General features: G+C 63.3%; 19 protein-coding genes. 12 read left to right on the plus strand and 7 right to left on the minus strand.

Annotated features, from left to right (window positions below; all coding sequences use genetic code 11):
• The first annotated feature begins 162 nt into the window (after positions 1 to 162).
• The 5 genes from LB535_RS01180 to LB535_RS01200 all read left to right on the plus strand — a co-directional run bounded on the left by LB535_RS01180 (position 163) and on the right by LB535_RS01200 (position 3,584).
• Positions 163 to 1,689 (plus strand): ABC-F family ATP-binding cassette domain-containing protein, encoded by a 1,527-nt coding sequence (locus LB535_RS01180; protein WP_224630891.1) that lies wholly within the window; start codon positions 163 to 165, stop codon positions 1,687 to 1,689.
• Positions 1,690 to 1,810: 121 nt separating this feature from the next.
• Positions 1,811 to 2,200 carry a nuclear transport factor 2 family protein gene (locus LB535_RS01185; protein WP_224630892.1) on the plus strand — a complete coding sequence of 130 codons (390 nt, stop codon included), beginning with the start codon at positions 1,811 to 1,813 and terminating at the stop codon, positions 2,198 to 2,200.
• A 94-nt stretch (positions 2,201 to 2,294) separates the two neighbouring features.
• Entirely contained in the window at positions 2,295 to 2,477 is a 183-nt protein-coding gene (locus tag LB535_RS01190) for a hypothetical protein (protein ID WP_095766547.1), read from the plus strand.
• A gap of 157 nt (positions 2,478 to 2,634) precedes the next feature.
• Entirely contained in the window at positions 2,635 to 3,051 is a 417-nt protein-coding gene (locus LB535_RS01195; RefSeq protein WP_095766546.1) for a VOC family protein, read from the plus strand.
• Between the two features lie 179 nt (positions 3,052 to 3,230).
• Complete coding sequence (locus LB535_RS01200; protein WP_095766545.1) at positions 3,231 to 3,584, plus strand: DUF1428 domain-containing protein; 354 nt, start codon at positions 3,231 to 3,233, stop codon at positions 3,582 to 3,584.
• A gap of 234 nt (positions 3,585 to 3,818) precedes the next feature.
• Here LB535_RS01200 and LB535_RS01205 read toward each other — a convergent pair whose 3' ends face one another.
• Entirely contained in the window at positions 3,819 to 5,453 is a 1,635-nt protein-coding gene (locus LB535_RS01205; protein ID WP_224631178.1) for a tetratricopeptide repeat-containing sulfotransferase family protein, read from the minus strand.
• Positions 5,454 to 5,645: 192 nt separating this feature from the next.
• The gene (locus tag LB535_RS01210; protein ID WP_224630893.1) at positions 5,646 to 6,038 is read right to left on the minus strand and encodes a Kazal-type serine protease inhibitor domain-containing protein; all 393 of its coding nucleotides are present in this window, start codon (positions 6,036 to 6,038) and stop codon (positions 5,646 to 5,648) included.
• A 446-nt stretch (positions 6,039 to 6,484) separates the two neighbouring features.
• Here LB535_RS01210 and LB535_RS01215 point away from each other — a divergent pair, with 446 nt between their 5' ends.
• From LB535_RS01215 to LB535_RS01225, 3 genes are all read left to right on the plus strand, one after another.
• Positions 6,485 to 6,697, plus strand: a complete 213-nt coding sequence (locus tag LB535_RS01215) for a cold-shock protein (protein WP_006202520.1) — start codon at positions 6,485 to 6,487, stop codon at positions 6,695 to 6,697.
• Between the two features lie 238 nt (positions 6,698 to 6,935).
• Positions 6,936 to 7,148, plus strand: a complete 213-nt coding sequence (locus LB535_RS01220; protein WP_008877668.1) for a cold-shock protein — start codon at positions 6,936 to 6,938, stop codon at positions 7,146 to 7,148.
• A 266-nt stretch (positions 7,149 to 7,414) separates the two neighbouring features.
• On the plus strand, positions 7,415 to 7,828 hold the full coding sequence (locus tag LB535_RS01225) for a BA14K family protein (RefSeq protein ID WP_095766542.1): 414 nt from the start codon (positions 7,415 to 7,417) through the stop codon (positions 7,826 to 7,828).
• A 212-nt stretch (positions 7,829 to 8,040) separates the two neighbouring features.
• Here the strand turns inward: LB535_RS01225 and LB535_RS01230 are convergent, their stop codons facing one another.
• The 3 genes from LB535_RS01230 to LB535_RS01240 form a co-directional block, all read right to left on the minus strand.
• On the minus strand, positions 8,041 to 8,682 hold the full coding sequence (locus LB535_RS01230; RefSeq protein WP_140838645.1) for an MBL fold metallo-hydrolase: 642 nt from the start codon (positions 8,680 to 8,682) through the stop codon (positions 8,041 to 8,043).
• 203 nt (positions 8,683 to 8,885) lie between these two features.
• Entirely contained in the window at positions 8,886 to 9,194 is a 309-nt protein-coding gene (locus tag LB535_RS01235) for a hypothetical protein (protein ID WP_095766540.1), read from the minus strand.
• A gap of 146 nt (positions 9,195 to 9,340) precedes the next feature.
• Positions 9,341 to 10,234, minus strand: coding sequence for a branched-chain amino acid aminotransferase (locus LB535_RS01240; RefSeq protein ID WP_140838647.1), 894 nt, complete (start codon positions 10,232 to 10,234; stop codon positions 9,341 to 9,343).
• A 259-nt stretch (positions 10,235 to 10,493) separates the two neighbouring features.
• Between LB535_RS01240 and LB535_RS01245 the strand changes: the two genes are divergently transcribed.
• The 4 genes from LB535_RS01245 to LB535_RS01260 all read left to right on the plus strand — a co-directional run bounded on the left by LB535_RS01245 (position 10,494) and on the right by LB535_RS01260 (position 14,484).
• The gene (locus tag LB535_RS01245) at positions 10,494 to 11,021 is read left to right on the plus strand and encodes a MarR family winged helix-turn-helix transcriptional regulator (RefSeq protein ID WP_140647554.1); all 528 of its coding nucleotides are present in this window, start codon (positions 10,494 to 10,496) and stop codon (positions 11,019 to 11,021) included.
• Entirely contained in the window at positions 11,008 to 11,727 is a 720-nt protein-coding gene (locus LB535_RS01250) for a response regulator (protein ID WP_095766537.1), read from the plus strand. Before LB535_RS01245 ends, LB535_RS01250 begins: the two co-directional genes overlap by 14 nt.
• 51 nt (positions 11,728 to 11,778) lie before the next feature.
• Positions 11,779 to 13,194: an ATP-binding protein gene (locus LB535_RS01255; protein WP_095766536.1), complete on the plus strand. Its 1,416-nt coding sequence runs from the start codon at positions 11,779 to 11,781 to the stop codon at positions 13,192 to 13,194.
• A 225-nt stretch (positions 13,195 to 13,419) separates the two neighbouring features.
• A complete protein-coding gene (locus LB535_RS01260) occupies positions 13,420 to 14,484 on the plus strand; it encodes a glycosyltransferase family 4 protein (protein WP_224631179.1) in 1,065 nt (354 codons plus the stop codon).
• On the opposite strand, the gene LB535_RS01265 is transcribed toward LB535_RS01260, so the two are convergent.
• Positions 14,476 to 14,835, minus strand: coding sequence for a tRNA-binding protein (locus LB535_RS01265; RefSeq protein ID WP_224630894.1), 360 nt, complete (start codon positions 14,833 to 14,835; stop codon positions 14,476 to 14,478). The two genes, LB535_RS01260 and LB535_RS01265, sit on opposite strands and share 9 nt — an antisense overlap.
• Before the next feature lie 18 nt (positions 14,836 to 14,853).
• Positions 14,854 to 15,354, minus strand: coding sequence for a YbjN domain-containing protein (locus LB535_RS01270; RefSeq protein WP_040989643.1), 501 nt, complete (start codon positions 15,352 to 15,354; stop codon positions 14,854 to 14,856).
• Positions 15,355 to 15,563 lie beyond the last annotated feature (209 nt).

The following is a 15,563-nucleotide window of genomic DNA, read 5'->3' on the forward strand; positions in this document are numbered from 1 at the left end:
GCCCTGCGAGCTTGCTTGCAGGGCTGACCAGGACGGTCCGGGTTTTCCCGCTTCGATTTTTGGTCTGCCCTTCGTAGTGCCGCTGAACTTGGCCTGATGGCCTAGGGGCGCACCGTCAAAGTGCATTGAGCCGGATTTTCCGGACAGACCAGAGAAATCGACATGGCCCTGATCAGCCTCAAATCCCTCGGCGTCACCATGAGTGCGCCGCTCTTCTCCAACCTCGACCTCATCATCGGCGCCGGCGACCGGCTCGGCATCGTCGCGGCCAATGGCCGTGGCAAATCCACACTTCTCAAATGCCTGGCCGGCGAAGTCGAAGCCACGACCGGCGACATTACCCGGTCGCGCGGCCTGCGCGTCGGCCATGTCGGGCAATCCATCCCTGACGCATTCCTCGGCCGCAGCTTCCATGACGTCGTCGCCGATGCCTTGCCGCCCGAACAGCGCGACAGCGAGTTCTGGCGCGTCGACGTCGTGCTGGATTCGCTCGAGGTGCCGGAAGACATGCGCGGCCGGCCGATGCGCGCGCTGAGCGGCGGCTGGCAGCGTCTGGCGCTGATCGCCCGCGTCTGGGTCACCGATCCCGACGTGCTTCTGCTGGACGAGCCGACCAATCATCTCGATCTCGCCAGGATCAGCCAGCTGGAGGCATGGCTCAAGGCGCTGCCGCGCGATGTGCCGGTCATCATCGCCAGCCACGACCGCGCCTTGCTCGACGCGGCCACCAACCGTACCCTGTTCCTGCGCCCGGAAGAATCGCCGGTGTTCGCGCTGCCCTATTCGCGCGCCAGGCAGGCGCTCGACGAGCTCGACGCCTCGACGGCGCGCAAGTTCGAGCGCGACATGAAGATCGCCCAGCAGCTGCGCAAGCAGGCCGCCAAGTTGAACAATATCGGCATCAATTCCGGCAGCGACCTTTTGACGGTGAAGACTAGGCAGCTCAAGGAACGGGCCGAGAAGCTGGAGGATGCCGCCATACAAGCGCATCGCGAGCGCTCGGCCGGCGCGATCAAGCTGGCGAACCGCGGCACCCACGCCAAGGTGCTGATCACGCTGGAGGACGCGGCGGTCGAAACCCCTGACGGCACGCTGCTGTTCAGGACCGGCAAGCGCCACATCTGCCAGGACGACCGCATCGTGCTGCTCGGCCGCAACGGCGTCGGCAAGACGCGCTTCATCGCGATGATCCGCGACGCCGTCGCCGACCCGGGATCGGTCGCGAACGTCAAGGTGACGCCGTCGACCGTGCTCGGTTACAGCGATCAGGCGCTGTCGGGCATCGATGGCGGCGACACGCCGCTGGCGATGGTCTCGCGCCGCTTCGAGGTCGGCGAGCAGCGCGCCCGCTCGTTGCTCGCCGGCGCCGGCGTCGCGATCGAGATGCAGGAGAGGAAGATCGGCGCTCTGTCCGGCGGACAGAGATCGAGGCTGATGATGCTGGTGCTCAGGCTCATCCATCCCAATTTCTATCTGCTCGACGAGCCGACCAACCATCTCGACATCGACGGCCAGGAAGCATTGGAGGACGAATTGTTGAAGCATCAGGCGAGCTGCCTGCTTGCCTCGCATGATCGCTCCTTCATCCGCGCCGTCGGCAACCGCTTCTGGCTGATCGACAGGCAGCGGCTGACCGAGGTCGACGACCCGGAGGCGTTCTTCCGCTCGGTCGCCGAGATGCCGAACTGAGGCGATACCTCTGTTGGGCCGGCACTGCCGGTCCAACAGGCGTTGCTGCCGGCCTGGCGATACTTTTCCACCTGCTAAAAAAAGCGCATGCTGAACTGCTTAGCCATGGAGGGAATGGGCCATGCGTGCAGTGGAAATCGTCAGCAATCTTTATCAGGCCTACGCGGACCGCGACATCGAAGGCGCCTTGTCTCGGTGCGCTGAAGATGTCGTGTTCCGCTGGATTGCCGATCCCCGGCAATCGCGTCATGCCGGCACCGCGCACGGCAAGCAGGAATTCCTCGCCAGGCTCCTGGCGCTCGATGACGACTTCGAGTACCGGCATTTTGTCCCCGTCGAGCTCATCGACGGCGGCGACAAGGTCGCCGCGCAAGTCGAGATCCACATGACGCGCCGCGCCACCGGCGAGGAGTTCATCATGCGTACCGCCAATTTCTGGACGGTCCGCGACGGCGAGATCATCGAGATGGTGGAATATTACGACACCGCGCTGGCCGCGTCGGTGCTCTGAAAAAAAATCGAGGGCGACCTGTCGGATCGCCGATTGCCGCCTCGTCCTTGGGATGCCGACACGATGATGCCGGCATCAACCAGGGAGAGACATCATGTCGGTACTGTCATCCATCGGCCGTCTTGCCAACCGCTACGTCCAGGCGCGCGCCCGTCATCGCAGCGAGCGCATCCTGCTGTCGCTGCCGGCCGAGCTGCGCAAGGACATCGGCTTTCCGGAGATTTTCGAAACGCGCGAAAGCCGCCGCGCCGCCACCTTCTCGGCGAAGGTCATATAAGTCGTAACTTCGACGCGATCGTTTGCAGCCGGCGCTTGTCGCCGGAGCTGTCTGGGCCAGCTACTCCAAAAATAATTGGCGGGCCATGTAGGATCGCCGCCGCTTCATCCGTCCTGGGGTCGCAAAACCGGATCAACCCGTGAAGAGGAACACGAGAATGAACGACCAGACCCCGCCCCGCGCCAAGGTCCTTGGCGGATTGACCCCCTACCTGCAGGTCGACGGCGCCATCAAGGCCGCCGAGTTCTACAAGAAGGCTTTCGGCGCGGAGGAAGTGTTCGCCTATCCGCCTGACGACAAGGGCCGCACCATGCACATCCATCTCTACGTCAACGGCTCGACGCTGATGCTGGGCGATGCCTATCCCGAACACGGTCATCCGCACCAGGCGGCGCAAGGCTATACGCTGCAGCTGCATCTCGGCAGCGACGACATCGATGCCTGGTGGCAGCGCGCGGTGGATGCCGGCTGCGAGGTCGTCACGCCGCTGCAGGTGATGTTCTGGGGCGACCGCTGGGGCCAGGTGAAAGACCCCTTCGGCGTCGCTTGGGCGATGAATGCTCCGGTGAAGTGAGCCCGCCCACCTCTCCCTGTGGGAGAGGTCGGATTGCCCCAATTTGCCCTTCGCAAATCGGGGCAATCGGGGTGAGGGCTAGTTACCGCCAAGCTGGAACACCCCTCATTCGTCTCGGCGCTGCGCGCCGATCCACCTTCTCCCACAGGGGAAGAGACGCCACAAAGAGGAGAACCGCCATGTCCTATGTCGATGGCTTCGTGCTCGCCGTGCCGAAGGCAAATCTCGATGCGTACAAGAAGATGGCCGAGAACGCCGGCGCCGTCTGGATGGAGCACGGCGCGCTCGCCTATGTCGAATGCGTCGGCGACGATGTCCCCTATGGCGAGCTGACCTCGTTCCCGCGCGCCGTGCAGGCGAAGGACGACGAGGTCGTCATCTTCTCCTGGGTCGTCTACGAGTCCAGGCAGAGCCGCGACGCGGTCATGGCCAAGGTGATGGCCGATGAGCGTCTCAAGATGGACTGGTCCGCCATGCCGTTCGACGGCAAGCGCATGATCTTCGGCGGCTTCCAGCCATTCATCCAGCTTTGAGGAACTCGGCCCTTGCTTCGTCATCCTATGGCGAAGCAAGGAGCGAAGCGACGTAGCGCAGACCATAGGATCCATTCCGTGACCTATGAGTGTTGCAGCGGTGCGGAACAATCTCCGTTCTGTCCTGCCTTTACTCTTCGCGTGAGGTCACGGAATGGATCCTCGGGTCTTCGCGACGCCGCTTCGCGGCTGCTCCGCCCGTGGATGACGAAGCTGAGAGGCTTCGCCAATCCGCTACGCTAGCTTGTCGAGCAGCGGCTTCAGCCGCTCCCCATACCTCTTCCACAGATCGACCGAGCCCTGATACATCGGCTGGCGCACCTGCGCGGCGGAAGCGGTGCGCACCGGCCGGTCCGTCTCGTGGAAGGACAGCACCTTGTCGTCCCAGGGCAGGCCGAGATACGCCATCAGCGCCCGCGACTGCCCTTCCTGGTCGGCGACGAAATCCTCATAGCGCACATCATGCACGACGCCTGGCAGCACCTGGTGCCAATGCGCCATGATGTCGGTGTAGAGATTATGGAAATCGGCGAGTTCGCCGAGGTCGTAGCCGTAGCGGTGGCTGTCGCCGCGGAAATGCACCTTGAAGATCGACAGGCACGTGGCCGCCGCATCGCGCGCGCAATGGACGATCTTGGCCTTCGGCAGCATCATGTGCAGGAAGCCGACCAGCAGGAAGTTGCCCGGCATCTTGTCGGTGACATGGCGGTAGCCCGGATAGCGGCTATGCAGCATGTCGAGATAGGCCTGGCCCGCCTCGGCGAACGCCTTGTCGGGCATATCGGCGATACCGGCGGGGAAGCCGCCCGGCATGCTCATCGGAAACTGCTTGCCGACGGCCGTCTTCAGGATGTTCAACTCGCCCGCGCCAAAGACCGTCGGGTGGCTAGCGATGATCTGCTCGACCAGCGTGGTGCCGGAGCGCGGCATGCCGACGACAAAAATCGGCGTGTCGTCGGAAATGCCGCTTGGCCTGCGCTTCTCGAAGAAGGCTGTATCGAAGGCCGCCTTCATCGCCTCGAATTCGCCGCGCGTGCGCGCGGGATCGTAGTCGATCGCCTTGCGGCGGATGGCATTGCCCTCGGCGAAATAGTCGAAGGCGCGGCCGTAATCCTTGAGGTCGTCATTGACCTTGCCCAGTCCGAAGGAGAGCTGCATACGCGCGAGGCTGCCTTGCGGCGCCTTGGCGTGCTCGGCCTCCATGCCGGAAAGCTCCTTGTCGCGCTCGGTCTGGCGCTTGACCTGCGAGAGCAGCAGCCAGGCTTTCGACATGTTCGGGGCGATCGCCAACGCCTGGCGGGCGAAATCGGCCGCCTCGCCGAGCTTGCCCTTCTCCATCATCGCGACGCCAAGCCCATAGAGCAACTCGGCGTCCTTCGGCCGGATCGACAGCGCCTCGCTAAACAGCTTGATCGCCTCATCCAGCCGCCCGGCCTCCTGCATCGTCTCGGCAAGGCCGATGCGCGCGCGGACATGGAACGGGTTGCGGCCGATGGTGCCGCGATAGATCTCCTCAGCCGCGTCGAGCTGTCCGAGCTGCTTCAGCGACGAGCCGAGATTGTCGCGCGCGGCCAGTTGGTCCGGCCGGATATCCACCGCGCCGCGGAAGAAATCGATCGCGGCGGCGACGCGCCCGAGATCGCGCATGACCGTGCCCATATTGTTAAGGAAGTCGGCATTCTGGGGCTGCAGCGTCACGGACTGCTCGATGAGATCGAGCCCTTCCTCGCTCCTGCCGCTCTGGTGCAGCAGCAGCCCGAGGAAATGCAGCGCAGCGGCATGGTTCGGCTGCTGCCCCAATACCTGCCGGTAGAGGCCCTCGGCCTCCTGGCGCCGGCCGGCCTGGTGCAGCTGCAGCGCCTTTTGCACATAGGGATCGAGCGGGTTCACCGAGCCACCTGGCCTGCCACCGGCGTTTGCCGCTCTTCTGCGATCTTTGTTAATGGGAAACCTGCCGTATTTGTTGGTCCGCCGGACCTAAGCCATGCGGGCAAGAGATTCAAGACAAAGCGTCAGCGCGCCTCGCGGTGTCCATCTGCGCGAATGGACACCGCGGTCCTCTCAGCACGGGCCGTCGCCGACGATGCGATAGTCCGCCGCGCGCGCCTCGCAGGCGTTCGGGAAGGTGCGCATCTGCCCATGGCGCCTGGCGCAGACCGGCGCGTATTCGCGCGTGCAGAAGGCTTGTTCGCCACCACCGCCACCGCCGTCGCGGCAAGGACCGTCCCGCACGATGCGGTAGCCTTCCCTTTCAGCCAGGCAGGCATTGGCAAAGGTCTGCCGGTCGCCGCCGCGCCGGGCGCAGACCGGTTGGTACTGCATGGTGCAGAGCTGCGGATGCGGCCGGGACGGCAGCGGGCGCGGCTCATCGTCGACGACGACGGTGCAGGCTGCCAGCAGCGCCGACAGCGTGAAAACGACAACGCCCTGCCATAACACCGCAAGAAGCCGCATATACCCCTCCTCCATCCCCGACGCGTGATGCCGGCTCGCGGTATCCTCGCATCCTGCGCGCTAAACGCAACCGTCGTTTGTGGAGCCGCGGAACCTGTCGTCGCTGCCTTGGCCCATGCTTGGCTCGCCTCTGGCCGATGACCGGTGATGGGGCGGGGTCTATCGAGGCCCAGCGTTGGACGTGCCGCTGGCCGCCCGCGAGCGTCGTCTTGCAACCATCACGTTTCCGTGTAATAAAAATCATGTTCGGGCATTTGCGACCCGGAGAGCGGAACGTTTTGGACGACCTTTCCCCGATAAGTGTGAATCTCTGACAACCCCGTTTTTCGGCGGGGGGTTTGACCATGCGCGAATGCATGACCGCCGAAGCAACCACCGGGATTTGCCCAAGGCGCGAGGCAGCGGGCAAACCACCAAGACTGACACGGGTGAAGGAGTTTTCCCCAATGGCCCAGACCGGTACTGTAAAGTTCTTCAATGCCACCAAAGGCTTCGGCTTTATCACGCCGGATGGTGGCGCCAAGGACGTGTTCGTCCACATTTCCGCGATCGAGGCCTCTGGCCTGCGCACGCTGGTCGACGGCCAGAAGGTCACCTTCGACGTCGAGCCGGACCGCATGGGCAAGGGCCCGAAGGCGGTCAACCTGCGCGCCGCCTGATCCGCCGAGACAGCCTATCGTTGCGGATGCAATGGTGCGGCAGGATCATGAGCCGGCTTCAGGACAGGCCTGAATTTGCGAAGGCGCGACCGAAAAGGTTGCGCCTTTTTTGCGCGCAAATGCTTGGATCGGCAGGCGAAAACTTTCTCTTGCCGATAGCGCTAAAATAAAGGACAAATTTCCTCTCGGGCAGTTTGCCGGCCCGAGACTTGACTTGATGGGATCAAAGGAGTTTCCCATGCCGCAGACCGGCACCGTCAAATTCTTCAACCATGCCAAGGGCTTCGGCTTCATCACGCCCGATGATGGCGCGAAGGATGTCTTCGTCCACATCTCGGCTGTGCAGGCGTCGGGCCTTCCCGGTCTTGAGGATGGGCAGAAAGTGACATTCGACACCGAGCCGGACAAGCGCGGCAAGGGTCCGAAGGCCGTCAATCTGTCGGTCGGCTAAGCCGGCTCGCGACGGATCCGGCGGAAGCTTTTCAGGCGGGACCGCTCCCGCCCCGGAACGGATTGTGCCTAGGTCCGGAAAGGTCGCCGGCTTCGAAAATCGCCAAGCCTCGCAAACCGCCGAGGCTCGAAAAATCCCCAGGCCTCGAAAAATCGTTTACGCCGATTTCTGTTCAGCCTCCGTTCAGCCACGGTCTTCTATTAACCTTGCTAAAGCCGGTCCGTATCCCCCGAAAAACGCGCGGGTCGGCGCTAAGGAGACCGAAAATGAACCGTTTTCTCAGGACCGCCATCCTCAGTGTTGGCATTGCCGCGACCACCTTGGCCACCTTCTCGGCGGCCAATGCGGACGACTGGCGCTGGCACCATCATCGTCATCATGGCGGTGACGCCCTCGCCGCCGGCGTTGTCGGCCTCGCGGCCGGCGCTCTGATCGGCAGCGCGCTCAGCAACCCCGGGCCGCGCTATTACGAACCGGCCTATGGTGACGATTATTATGTCTACCGGCCGGTGCGCCGCTACTATGTTCAGCAGCCGCGTGTCGTCTACGCCGACCGCTACGCCGAGCCGTGGACCCGCGGCTGGTACGAGTATTGCTCGGACCGCTACCGCAGCTTCAATTCGCGGACCGGCACTTTCACCGGCAGTGACGGCGCTCAGCATTTCTGCGTCGCCAATTAAGAAAACCCAGGTTCCCTACCTTAAAAAGCGCCGCCCTTGGGCGGCGCTTTTTTGAATAACTCGCCAACGATGGCTATGCCGAGATTCAGGTCAGGCCGAGCCGAGAGCGATGGGTTCCGAGAACCGGAGCGGAGCGTACTTACAATACGTGAGCACCGGAAGCGCAGGAAACTGACGCTCGCAGGCCGGCATCACCTGAATATCGGCATAGCCTAGGTCAGAAACGGATTGGTCCGCCGTTCATCGCCAAGGCGGCTACCCGGGCCATGGCCGCAGATGAAACCTATGTCGTCGCCTAGCGGCAGAAGCTTGTCCTTGATTGAGGCGATCAGCGCTGCGTGGTCGCCGCCGGGCAGGTCGGTGCGCCCGATCGAGCCGCGGAACAGCACGTCGCCGACATGCGCGAATTTGGCCGCCCGGTTGTAGTAGACGACATGGCCCGGCGCATGTCCCGGGCAATGCAGCACTTCGAACACATGGTTGCCGAACGACACCGTTTCGCCTTCGGTGAGAAAACGGTCCGGCACGCAATTGCGCACCGGATCGGTGAGGCCGAAACGTTTGGCCTGGTTCTCGAGATTGGCAAGCAGCGGCTTGTCGGCCTCATGTGGGCCGATAATGTCGATACCCAGCGCGTCCTTCAGGTCCATCGCGCCGCCGGCATGGTCGATATGACCGTGCGTGATCCAAATTGCGCCGGCGGTGATGGCATTGTCCTTCAGCGCCGACAGTATCTGGTCGACATCGCCGCCGGGATCGACCACGACGCCCGACCTGTCGTCCATGTCGAAGAGAATGGTGCAGTTCTGCTGGAAGGGCGTGACCGGCACGATACCGGCATTGAGCTGACCCATGGCATTCCTTTCCCTTCCTTCGAAGTGTTCCCCTGATGTAGACAGCCCGGCGAACCTCGTCCACCATTGTCCGAACTTCGGGAGGAAATGCGCGGCCGAGGCCGCTGGCCATGTTTCCAAAGGAATGGGCGGCCGAGGCCGCCGGCTTGGTAATAAAGAATGGGCGGCCGAGGCCGCCCATGGCAAAGTCCGAAAGACCGGACCTATTTCTTCATCGCATTCATGACCGCGCCGACGATGCCGGTCAGTATCGCGCCACCGCCAACGCCGCCGAGGAGGTTCTTCAGGTCGAGCGCGCTGCCGATGCCGCCCGCCGCCGCTGCCGCGTCAACGCCGCCGCCGCCGAGCAGGCTGCCGAGAATGGCCGCGCCGCCGACGCCGCCGATCGCACCGCTGAGGATTTTGGTAAGTTGGCCCATCGCCGCCTGCTTGAACGCCGCGCCAACCGCCTGGCCACCGATAACGCCGGCAATTACCTGTACAACGATCTGAATAATCGTGTTGCTGTCCATGTAACTAGTCCCTCCATAGCCGCCAGCCTCCTCGGGCCGACGCCATCATGAGACGCCGAATTGTTCGAAAGTCAAATGCGCGCGCGCTTAAATAAAAGGGGCGGCTCGAAAACCGCCCCTATTGCATAAAAAAGCTGTGACTATCTCTATTCTGCAGCGATTGCGTGCTTTGGCTGCACCGCGGCGGAATAGTCATTCATCAATGTCTTGGCGATCTCGCCGACCTCGAATCGGTATGGACCGATCTCGGAAACCGGCGTGACCTCGGCGGCGGTGCCGGTGAGGAAGCACTGCTCGAAACCTTCGAGCTCCTCCGGCATTATGGCGCGCTCGATCACCTCGAAACCGCGGTCCTTCGCCAGGCCGATCACCGTGCGGCGGGTTATGCCGTCCAGGAAGCAGTCGGGCGTCGGCGTATGGATCTTGCCGTCCTTGACGAAGAAGATGTTGGCGCCCGTCGCTTCCGCCACCTGGCCGCGCCAATCGAGCATCATGGCGTCGGCGTAGCCCTTGGCCTCGGCGGCGTGCTTGGACAGCGTGCAGATCATGTAGAGGCCGGCGGCCTTCGACTTGGACGGCGCGGTGCGCGGATCGGGCCGGCGCCACTCGGCGACGTCGAGCCGAATGCCCTTGAGCTTCTGCGCGGGATCGAAATAGCTCGGCCACTGCCAGATGGCGATGGCGCAGTTGATGCGGTTGTTCTGCGCCGAAACGCCCATCTGCTCGCTGCCGCGCCAGGCGATCGGACGCACATAGGCGTCCTGAAAACCCTGCTTCTTCAGCAGCGTGCGGCAGGCCTCGTCGATCTCGGCGACCGGATAGGGAATCTTGAAGCCGAGCAGGCGCGCCGATTCATGCAGGCGCTCATTGTGCTCGGTCAGCTTGAAGATCTGGCCGCCATAGGCGCGCTCGCCCTCGAAGACGGCACTGGCATAGTGCAGGCCATGGGTCAGCACATGGATCTTGGCGTCGGCCCATTTGACGAACTCGCCGTTCATCCAGATGAAGCCTTCCAATTGATCGAAGGGAACGGATGCCATGGAAACCTCCCGCGGGCAGGCGCCCGCAAATCGTTGTGTTTATGACCTTTCGAACCGGCCCCGCACAGGATCCGAAACGCTGGCCAATGCTTGAAAGCGTAGGCGGATATTCAATCCGTGGCAAACTCAGGAAGTTCCGGAAAAACGGCTTCCTCTTGCCTTTTTGTTCGCAATCCGCCGAAAAGCTTGTCAAAAATTATCATTGCCCGGAAATTACGTCAATAGTACTGACGTAATTCCCGCCTCGCATGGAGAAACGATGACGAGCCCCGCAGCCGGAAAACCGATCAGGACGGCCATTGCCGATGAGGACGGCATCGACTTCGCCATCATCGAGCTGTTTTTCTTCGCCTATCGCGATTTCACCTCCGACCCGGACCAGATCCTCGCCGATTACGGCTTCGGCCGCGCCCATCATCGCGTGCTGCACTTCGTCAACCGCAGGCCGGGCCTCACCGTCGCCGAGCTGCTCGATGTGCTGAAGATCACCAAGCAGAGCCTGGCGCGGGTTTTGAAGCAGTTGATCGACACCGACCACATCGTCCAGGTGCAGGGTCCGCGCGACCGCCGGCAGCGCGAGCTTTACCCGACCGCCAAGGGTCGCGCCCTAGCCCTGGCGCTGGCGCGGCCACAGTCGCGCCGCATCCGTGCGGCATTGGAGGATTCCGGAACCACCGAACGCGCCACGATCGAGCGTTTCCTGGAAGCGATGGTCAATCCGGAACTAAGAGCGCAGATTGACATTGTGCCTGCGCAAACATCGGGGAAGAACCATGGAGACCATTGAGAAGGTCGATCATCCGTCAGCGCCCGACGATGACGCGCCGCATCTTCTGGTCGTCGACGACGACACGCGTATCCGCAACCTGCTCAAGCAGTATCTGTCCGAGAACGGTTTTCGCGTCACCGTGGCCGGCAATTCCGGCGAGGCCAGGCGCAAGCTCGCCGGCCTCGACTTCGACCTTCTGGTGCTTGATGTGATGATGCCGGGCGAGACCGGCGTCGACCTCACCAAGGCGCTGCGGGCCGAGAAGAACGTGCCGATCCTGATGCTGACGGCGCTGTCCGAGACCGACAGCCGCATCACCGGACTGGAAGCCGGCGCCGATGATTACCTGCCGAAACCGTTCGATCCGCGCGAGCTGATCCTGCGCATCAACAACATCCTGCGCCGTGGCGGCCCGGCGGCAACGCCGAAGGTGGAGCAACTGGTGTTCGGGCCCTACACATTCCAGATCGCCAAGCGTGAATTGAAGCGCGGCGGCGAGGCGCTTAAGCTGACCGACCGCGAGCAGGAGATCCTCGCGATCTTCGCCGCGCGGGCGGGCGAGACCATACCGCGCCATGAGCTGGTGGGCGATGAATCGGATGTCGGCGAGCGCACCATCGACGTGCAGATCAACCGGCTGCGCCGCAAGATAGAGCGCGATCCATCCAATCCGGTGTGGCTGCAGACGGTGCGCGGTATTGGGTATCGGCTCAGCGTCGAATAGGTTACCGTCGAAGGCCCTTTGCTGAACGGCCATCGACGAGCGGAAGGGCGAATGGCGACCACGCAACTGGACAAGCCGAAAGGAAGCGGTCCCGGCGATCTCGCATTGCGGACGCTGAGGGCGATGCCGCGTGCCTGGAACCGGTTCTGGCGCCTGGTCGCGCTCTATATGCCGAAACGGCTTTACGCCCGCTCGCTGATCATCGTGATTGCGCCGATGATCCTGCTGCAGTCGGTGGTCGCCTTCGTCTTCATGGAGCGCCATTGGCAGACGGTCACGCAGCGCCTGTCGCAGGCGACCATCTCGGACATAGCGGCCGTCATCGACATGATGGAGACCTATCCGCACGACGCTGACTACGCCAACATCATCCGCATCGCCCAGGACCGCATGCAGTTGAAGGTGGATCTGCTGCCGCCGGACCCGCTGCCGCCGCCCGGTCCCAAACCGTTCTTCTCGATCCTCGACGAGGCCTTGTCGTCGGAGATCACGAAGCAGATCAACCGTCCGTTCTGGATCGACACCGTCGGCAACTCCAACGTCGTCGAGGTTCGCGTCCAGCTTGAAGGCAAGGTGCTGCGCGTCTTCGTGAGGCGCAGCCAGGCTTATGCCTCGAACACCCACATCTTCCTGATCTGGATGGTCGGGACCTCGCTGGTGCTGTTGATGATCGCCATCCCGTTCCTGCGCAATCAGATCAGGCCGATCCTGACGCTCGCCGAGGCCGCCGAGAGTTTCGGCAAGGGTCGACCGATGCCGCGCGATTTCCGCCCGCGCGGCGCCGAGGAAGTCCGTCGCGCCGGCTTCGCCTTCATCCAGATGCGAGAGCGCATCGAGCGCCAGATCGAGCAGCGCACCGCGATGCTGACCGGCGTCAGCCACGACCTCAGGACCATTCTCACCCGCTTCAAGCTGCAGCTGGCGCTGGCCGGCGGCAAGTCCGAGACCAAGGCCGCGCTGAACCAGGACATCGACGACATGCAGTCTATGCTGGAAGGCTATCTCTCTTTTGCCCGCGGCGAGTCCGCGGAGGATACAGGCCGCTTCGACCTTGAGACCTATTTCCAGAAGCTCGGCGAGGAAGCGCAATTGCGCGGCTGCAAGCTCGCGACGACGCTGGTCGGCGATCCGACCGTGCATGTGCGGCCGAACGCCTTTGCCCGTTTGCTGTCGAACGTCATCGGCAATGCTTTCCGCTATGCCAAGACCGTCGAGGTCCACGCCAATCATGGCCGCGGCTCGCTCACCGTCACCATCGACGACGATGGACCGGGCATCGCGCCCGACAAGCGCGAAGAGGTGTTCAAGCCTTTCCTGCGGCTCGACGAGGCGCGCAATCTCGATGCCAGCGGCACCGGCCTTGGCCTGTCGATCGCCCGCGACATCGCCCGCAGTCACGGCGGCGACGTCGGCCTCGAGGACAGCCCGCTCGGCGGCCTGCGCGCAGTGATCAAGGTGCCTGCGTAAGTCCAGCCGAGACAGGCTTCATCCGCCCGTCATGAAATCATGGTCAAGAGCGCGCATGAAGCGCGCGACCTCTGTTGATTCGGCCCTGCCGCATCGCTTCGATCCGGCCCCTGCCCGGGTGCGCTGGAGCGAGGCGCGAGCGGCTGCCTGGTTGCCGTTCCGGCACCGCGCCGGCGCGCTCAGGAATTATTACGGCAAAGGATCGCCATGCGTATCGGGATCGCCATGCGTATCCTGATGATCACCGACGCGTGGCGGCCCCAGGTCAACGGCGTGGTGCACACGCTGGAACGCCTCACCGAGGCGCTGAAACCCTTCGACGTCGAGCTCGATTTCCTGACGCCGAACCTGTTTCGCACCTTGCCGATGCCGACCTATCCCGACATCCGCTTGGCGCTGACCACGCCTAGCCGCGTCGCGCGCGTGATCGAGGCCGCCAAGGCCGACCACATCCACATCGTCACCGAGGGTCCGCTCGGCATCATGGCGCGCCGCCATTGCCGAAAAGTGGGCCGCCCCTTCACCACCAGCTACCACACGCGCTTTCCCGAATATCTCAGCGCCCGCCTGCCGGTGCCGGAGAGCTGGGCTTACAATTGGCTGCGCGACTTCCACAATTCCGGACAGGGCACGCTTGTCGCCACGCAATCGCTGGCGGACGATCTCGCGGCACGCGGCTTCAACAAGCTGAGGCCCTGGACGCGCGGCGTCGACACCGACCATTTCCGGCCCAACAAGCGCAAGGAAACCGGATTCCCCCGCCCGGTATTCTTGTCCGTCGGCCGTGTCGCAATCGAAAAGAACCTGACCGCCTTCCTCGATCTCGACCTGCCCGGCAGCAAGGTTATCGTCGGCGAAGGACCGGAACTGGCAAAGCTCAAGGCGCGCTATCCCAACGCGCATTTCCTCGGCCACCGCCCGAACGACGAGCTGGCCGAGATCTACGCGTCGGCCGATGTCTTCGTCTTTCCGAGCCGCACCGACACCTTCGGCAACGTCATCATCGAGGCGCTGGCCAGCGGAACGCCGGTCGCCGCCTATCCGGTGACCGGACCGATCGACATTGTCGGCGATGGCGTCGGCGGGGCCGTGTCGAACGACCTAGGCGAGGCGGCGATGAAGGCGCTTCACGTCGATCGCGCCGAAGCGCGCCAGCGCGCGATGCGCTACAGCTGGCAGGCCTGCGCCGAAATGTTCATCGACGCCGTCGACGAAGCGCTGGGCATGCCAAGCAAGCGCGCCGATCAGGACAGAGCGGCTCCAGTTCGCTCCAGGCTCGCCCTAGAATAGGCGCCCGCCGTCCGGCACCTTGCGCTCGATGGCACCGAGCACGACCGCGCCCTCTTCGTCGGGAAAACCCAGCGTCAGCACTTCCGACATAAACGGGCCGATCTGGCGCGGCGGGAAATTGACCACCGCGAAGACCTGGCGGCCGATCAGCGTTTCCGGCGCGTAGTATTTGGTGATCTGCGCCGACGACTTCTTCACCCCGATCGCCGGGCCGAAATCGATCTTCAGCTTGATCGCCGGCTTGCGCGCCTCCGGAAACGGCTCGGCCTCGATGATCGTGCCGGCACGGATGTCGACACGGTCGAAATCGGCAAAGCTGATCTCGGGCTTGCGCTCGCTGCTGGAGCTCATCGGTGATATCGGCTTGGTTCAGGCGTTACCATGGGTCTCAAAGAGCACGCTGGACAGCGCGTCCTTGGCCGATGTACCCGACCAGACGACGAACTGGAAGGCCTGGAAATAGCATTCGCAGGCCTCCAGCGCCGACGACAGAAGCACCTCGACCTGCTGGCTCGACGGCTCGACCCCGCCGGCAAGCAGCAGCGACTGCCGGAACATGATCGCGCCTTCCTGCTCCCACAGATCGAAATGCCCGAACAGCATCTGCTCATTGATCAGCGAAAGCAGCCGCATCACTTCCAGCGCGCGCGTCTCCGGCACCTTGATGTCGAAGGCGCAGGCCAGATGCAGCGCCTCGAAATCCTCCATCCAGGAAAAGGAGACGTGATAGTCGGTCCAGCTGCCGGCCACCGAAATCGAAATCTCGTCGTCGCCGGCGCGCTCGAAGGACCAGTCGTTGTTGTGGGCCACCTGCTCGATGACATCCACCGGGTGGATTTCGCGGGAGAATTCGAGTTCGAGGAGTTCCATGAATGCTTCCTGTGTTCAGGGGAGCGCCACACGCTCCGCGGGGCACACACGACGAACAATCTTGTCTAGAACTCGGACGGTCAGGACTTTCCAACACAAAGACCCAACCGGACCCCACCGCCCGGCGCATGACCCTGCTTCGAATCATGCAACAAATTCAGTCTATTGATCGGGAGTCGCGTGAACAGCCCAATTTTTCGCACTGCGCC

This window comes from Mesorhizobium sp. CA10 (assembly GCF_020165285.1).
In the GTDB taxonomy this organism is placed as follows: domain Bacteria; phylum Pseudomonadota; class Alphaproteobacteria; order Rhizobiales; family Rhizobiaceae; genus Mesorhizobium.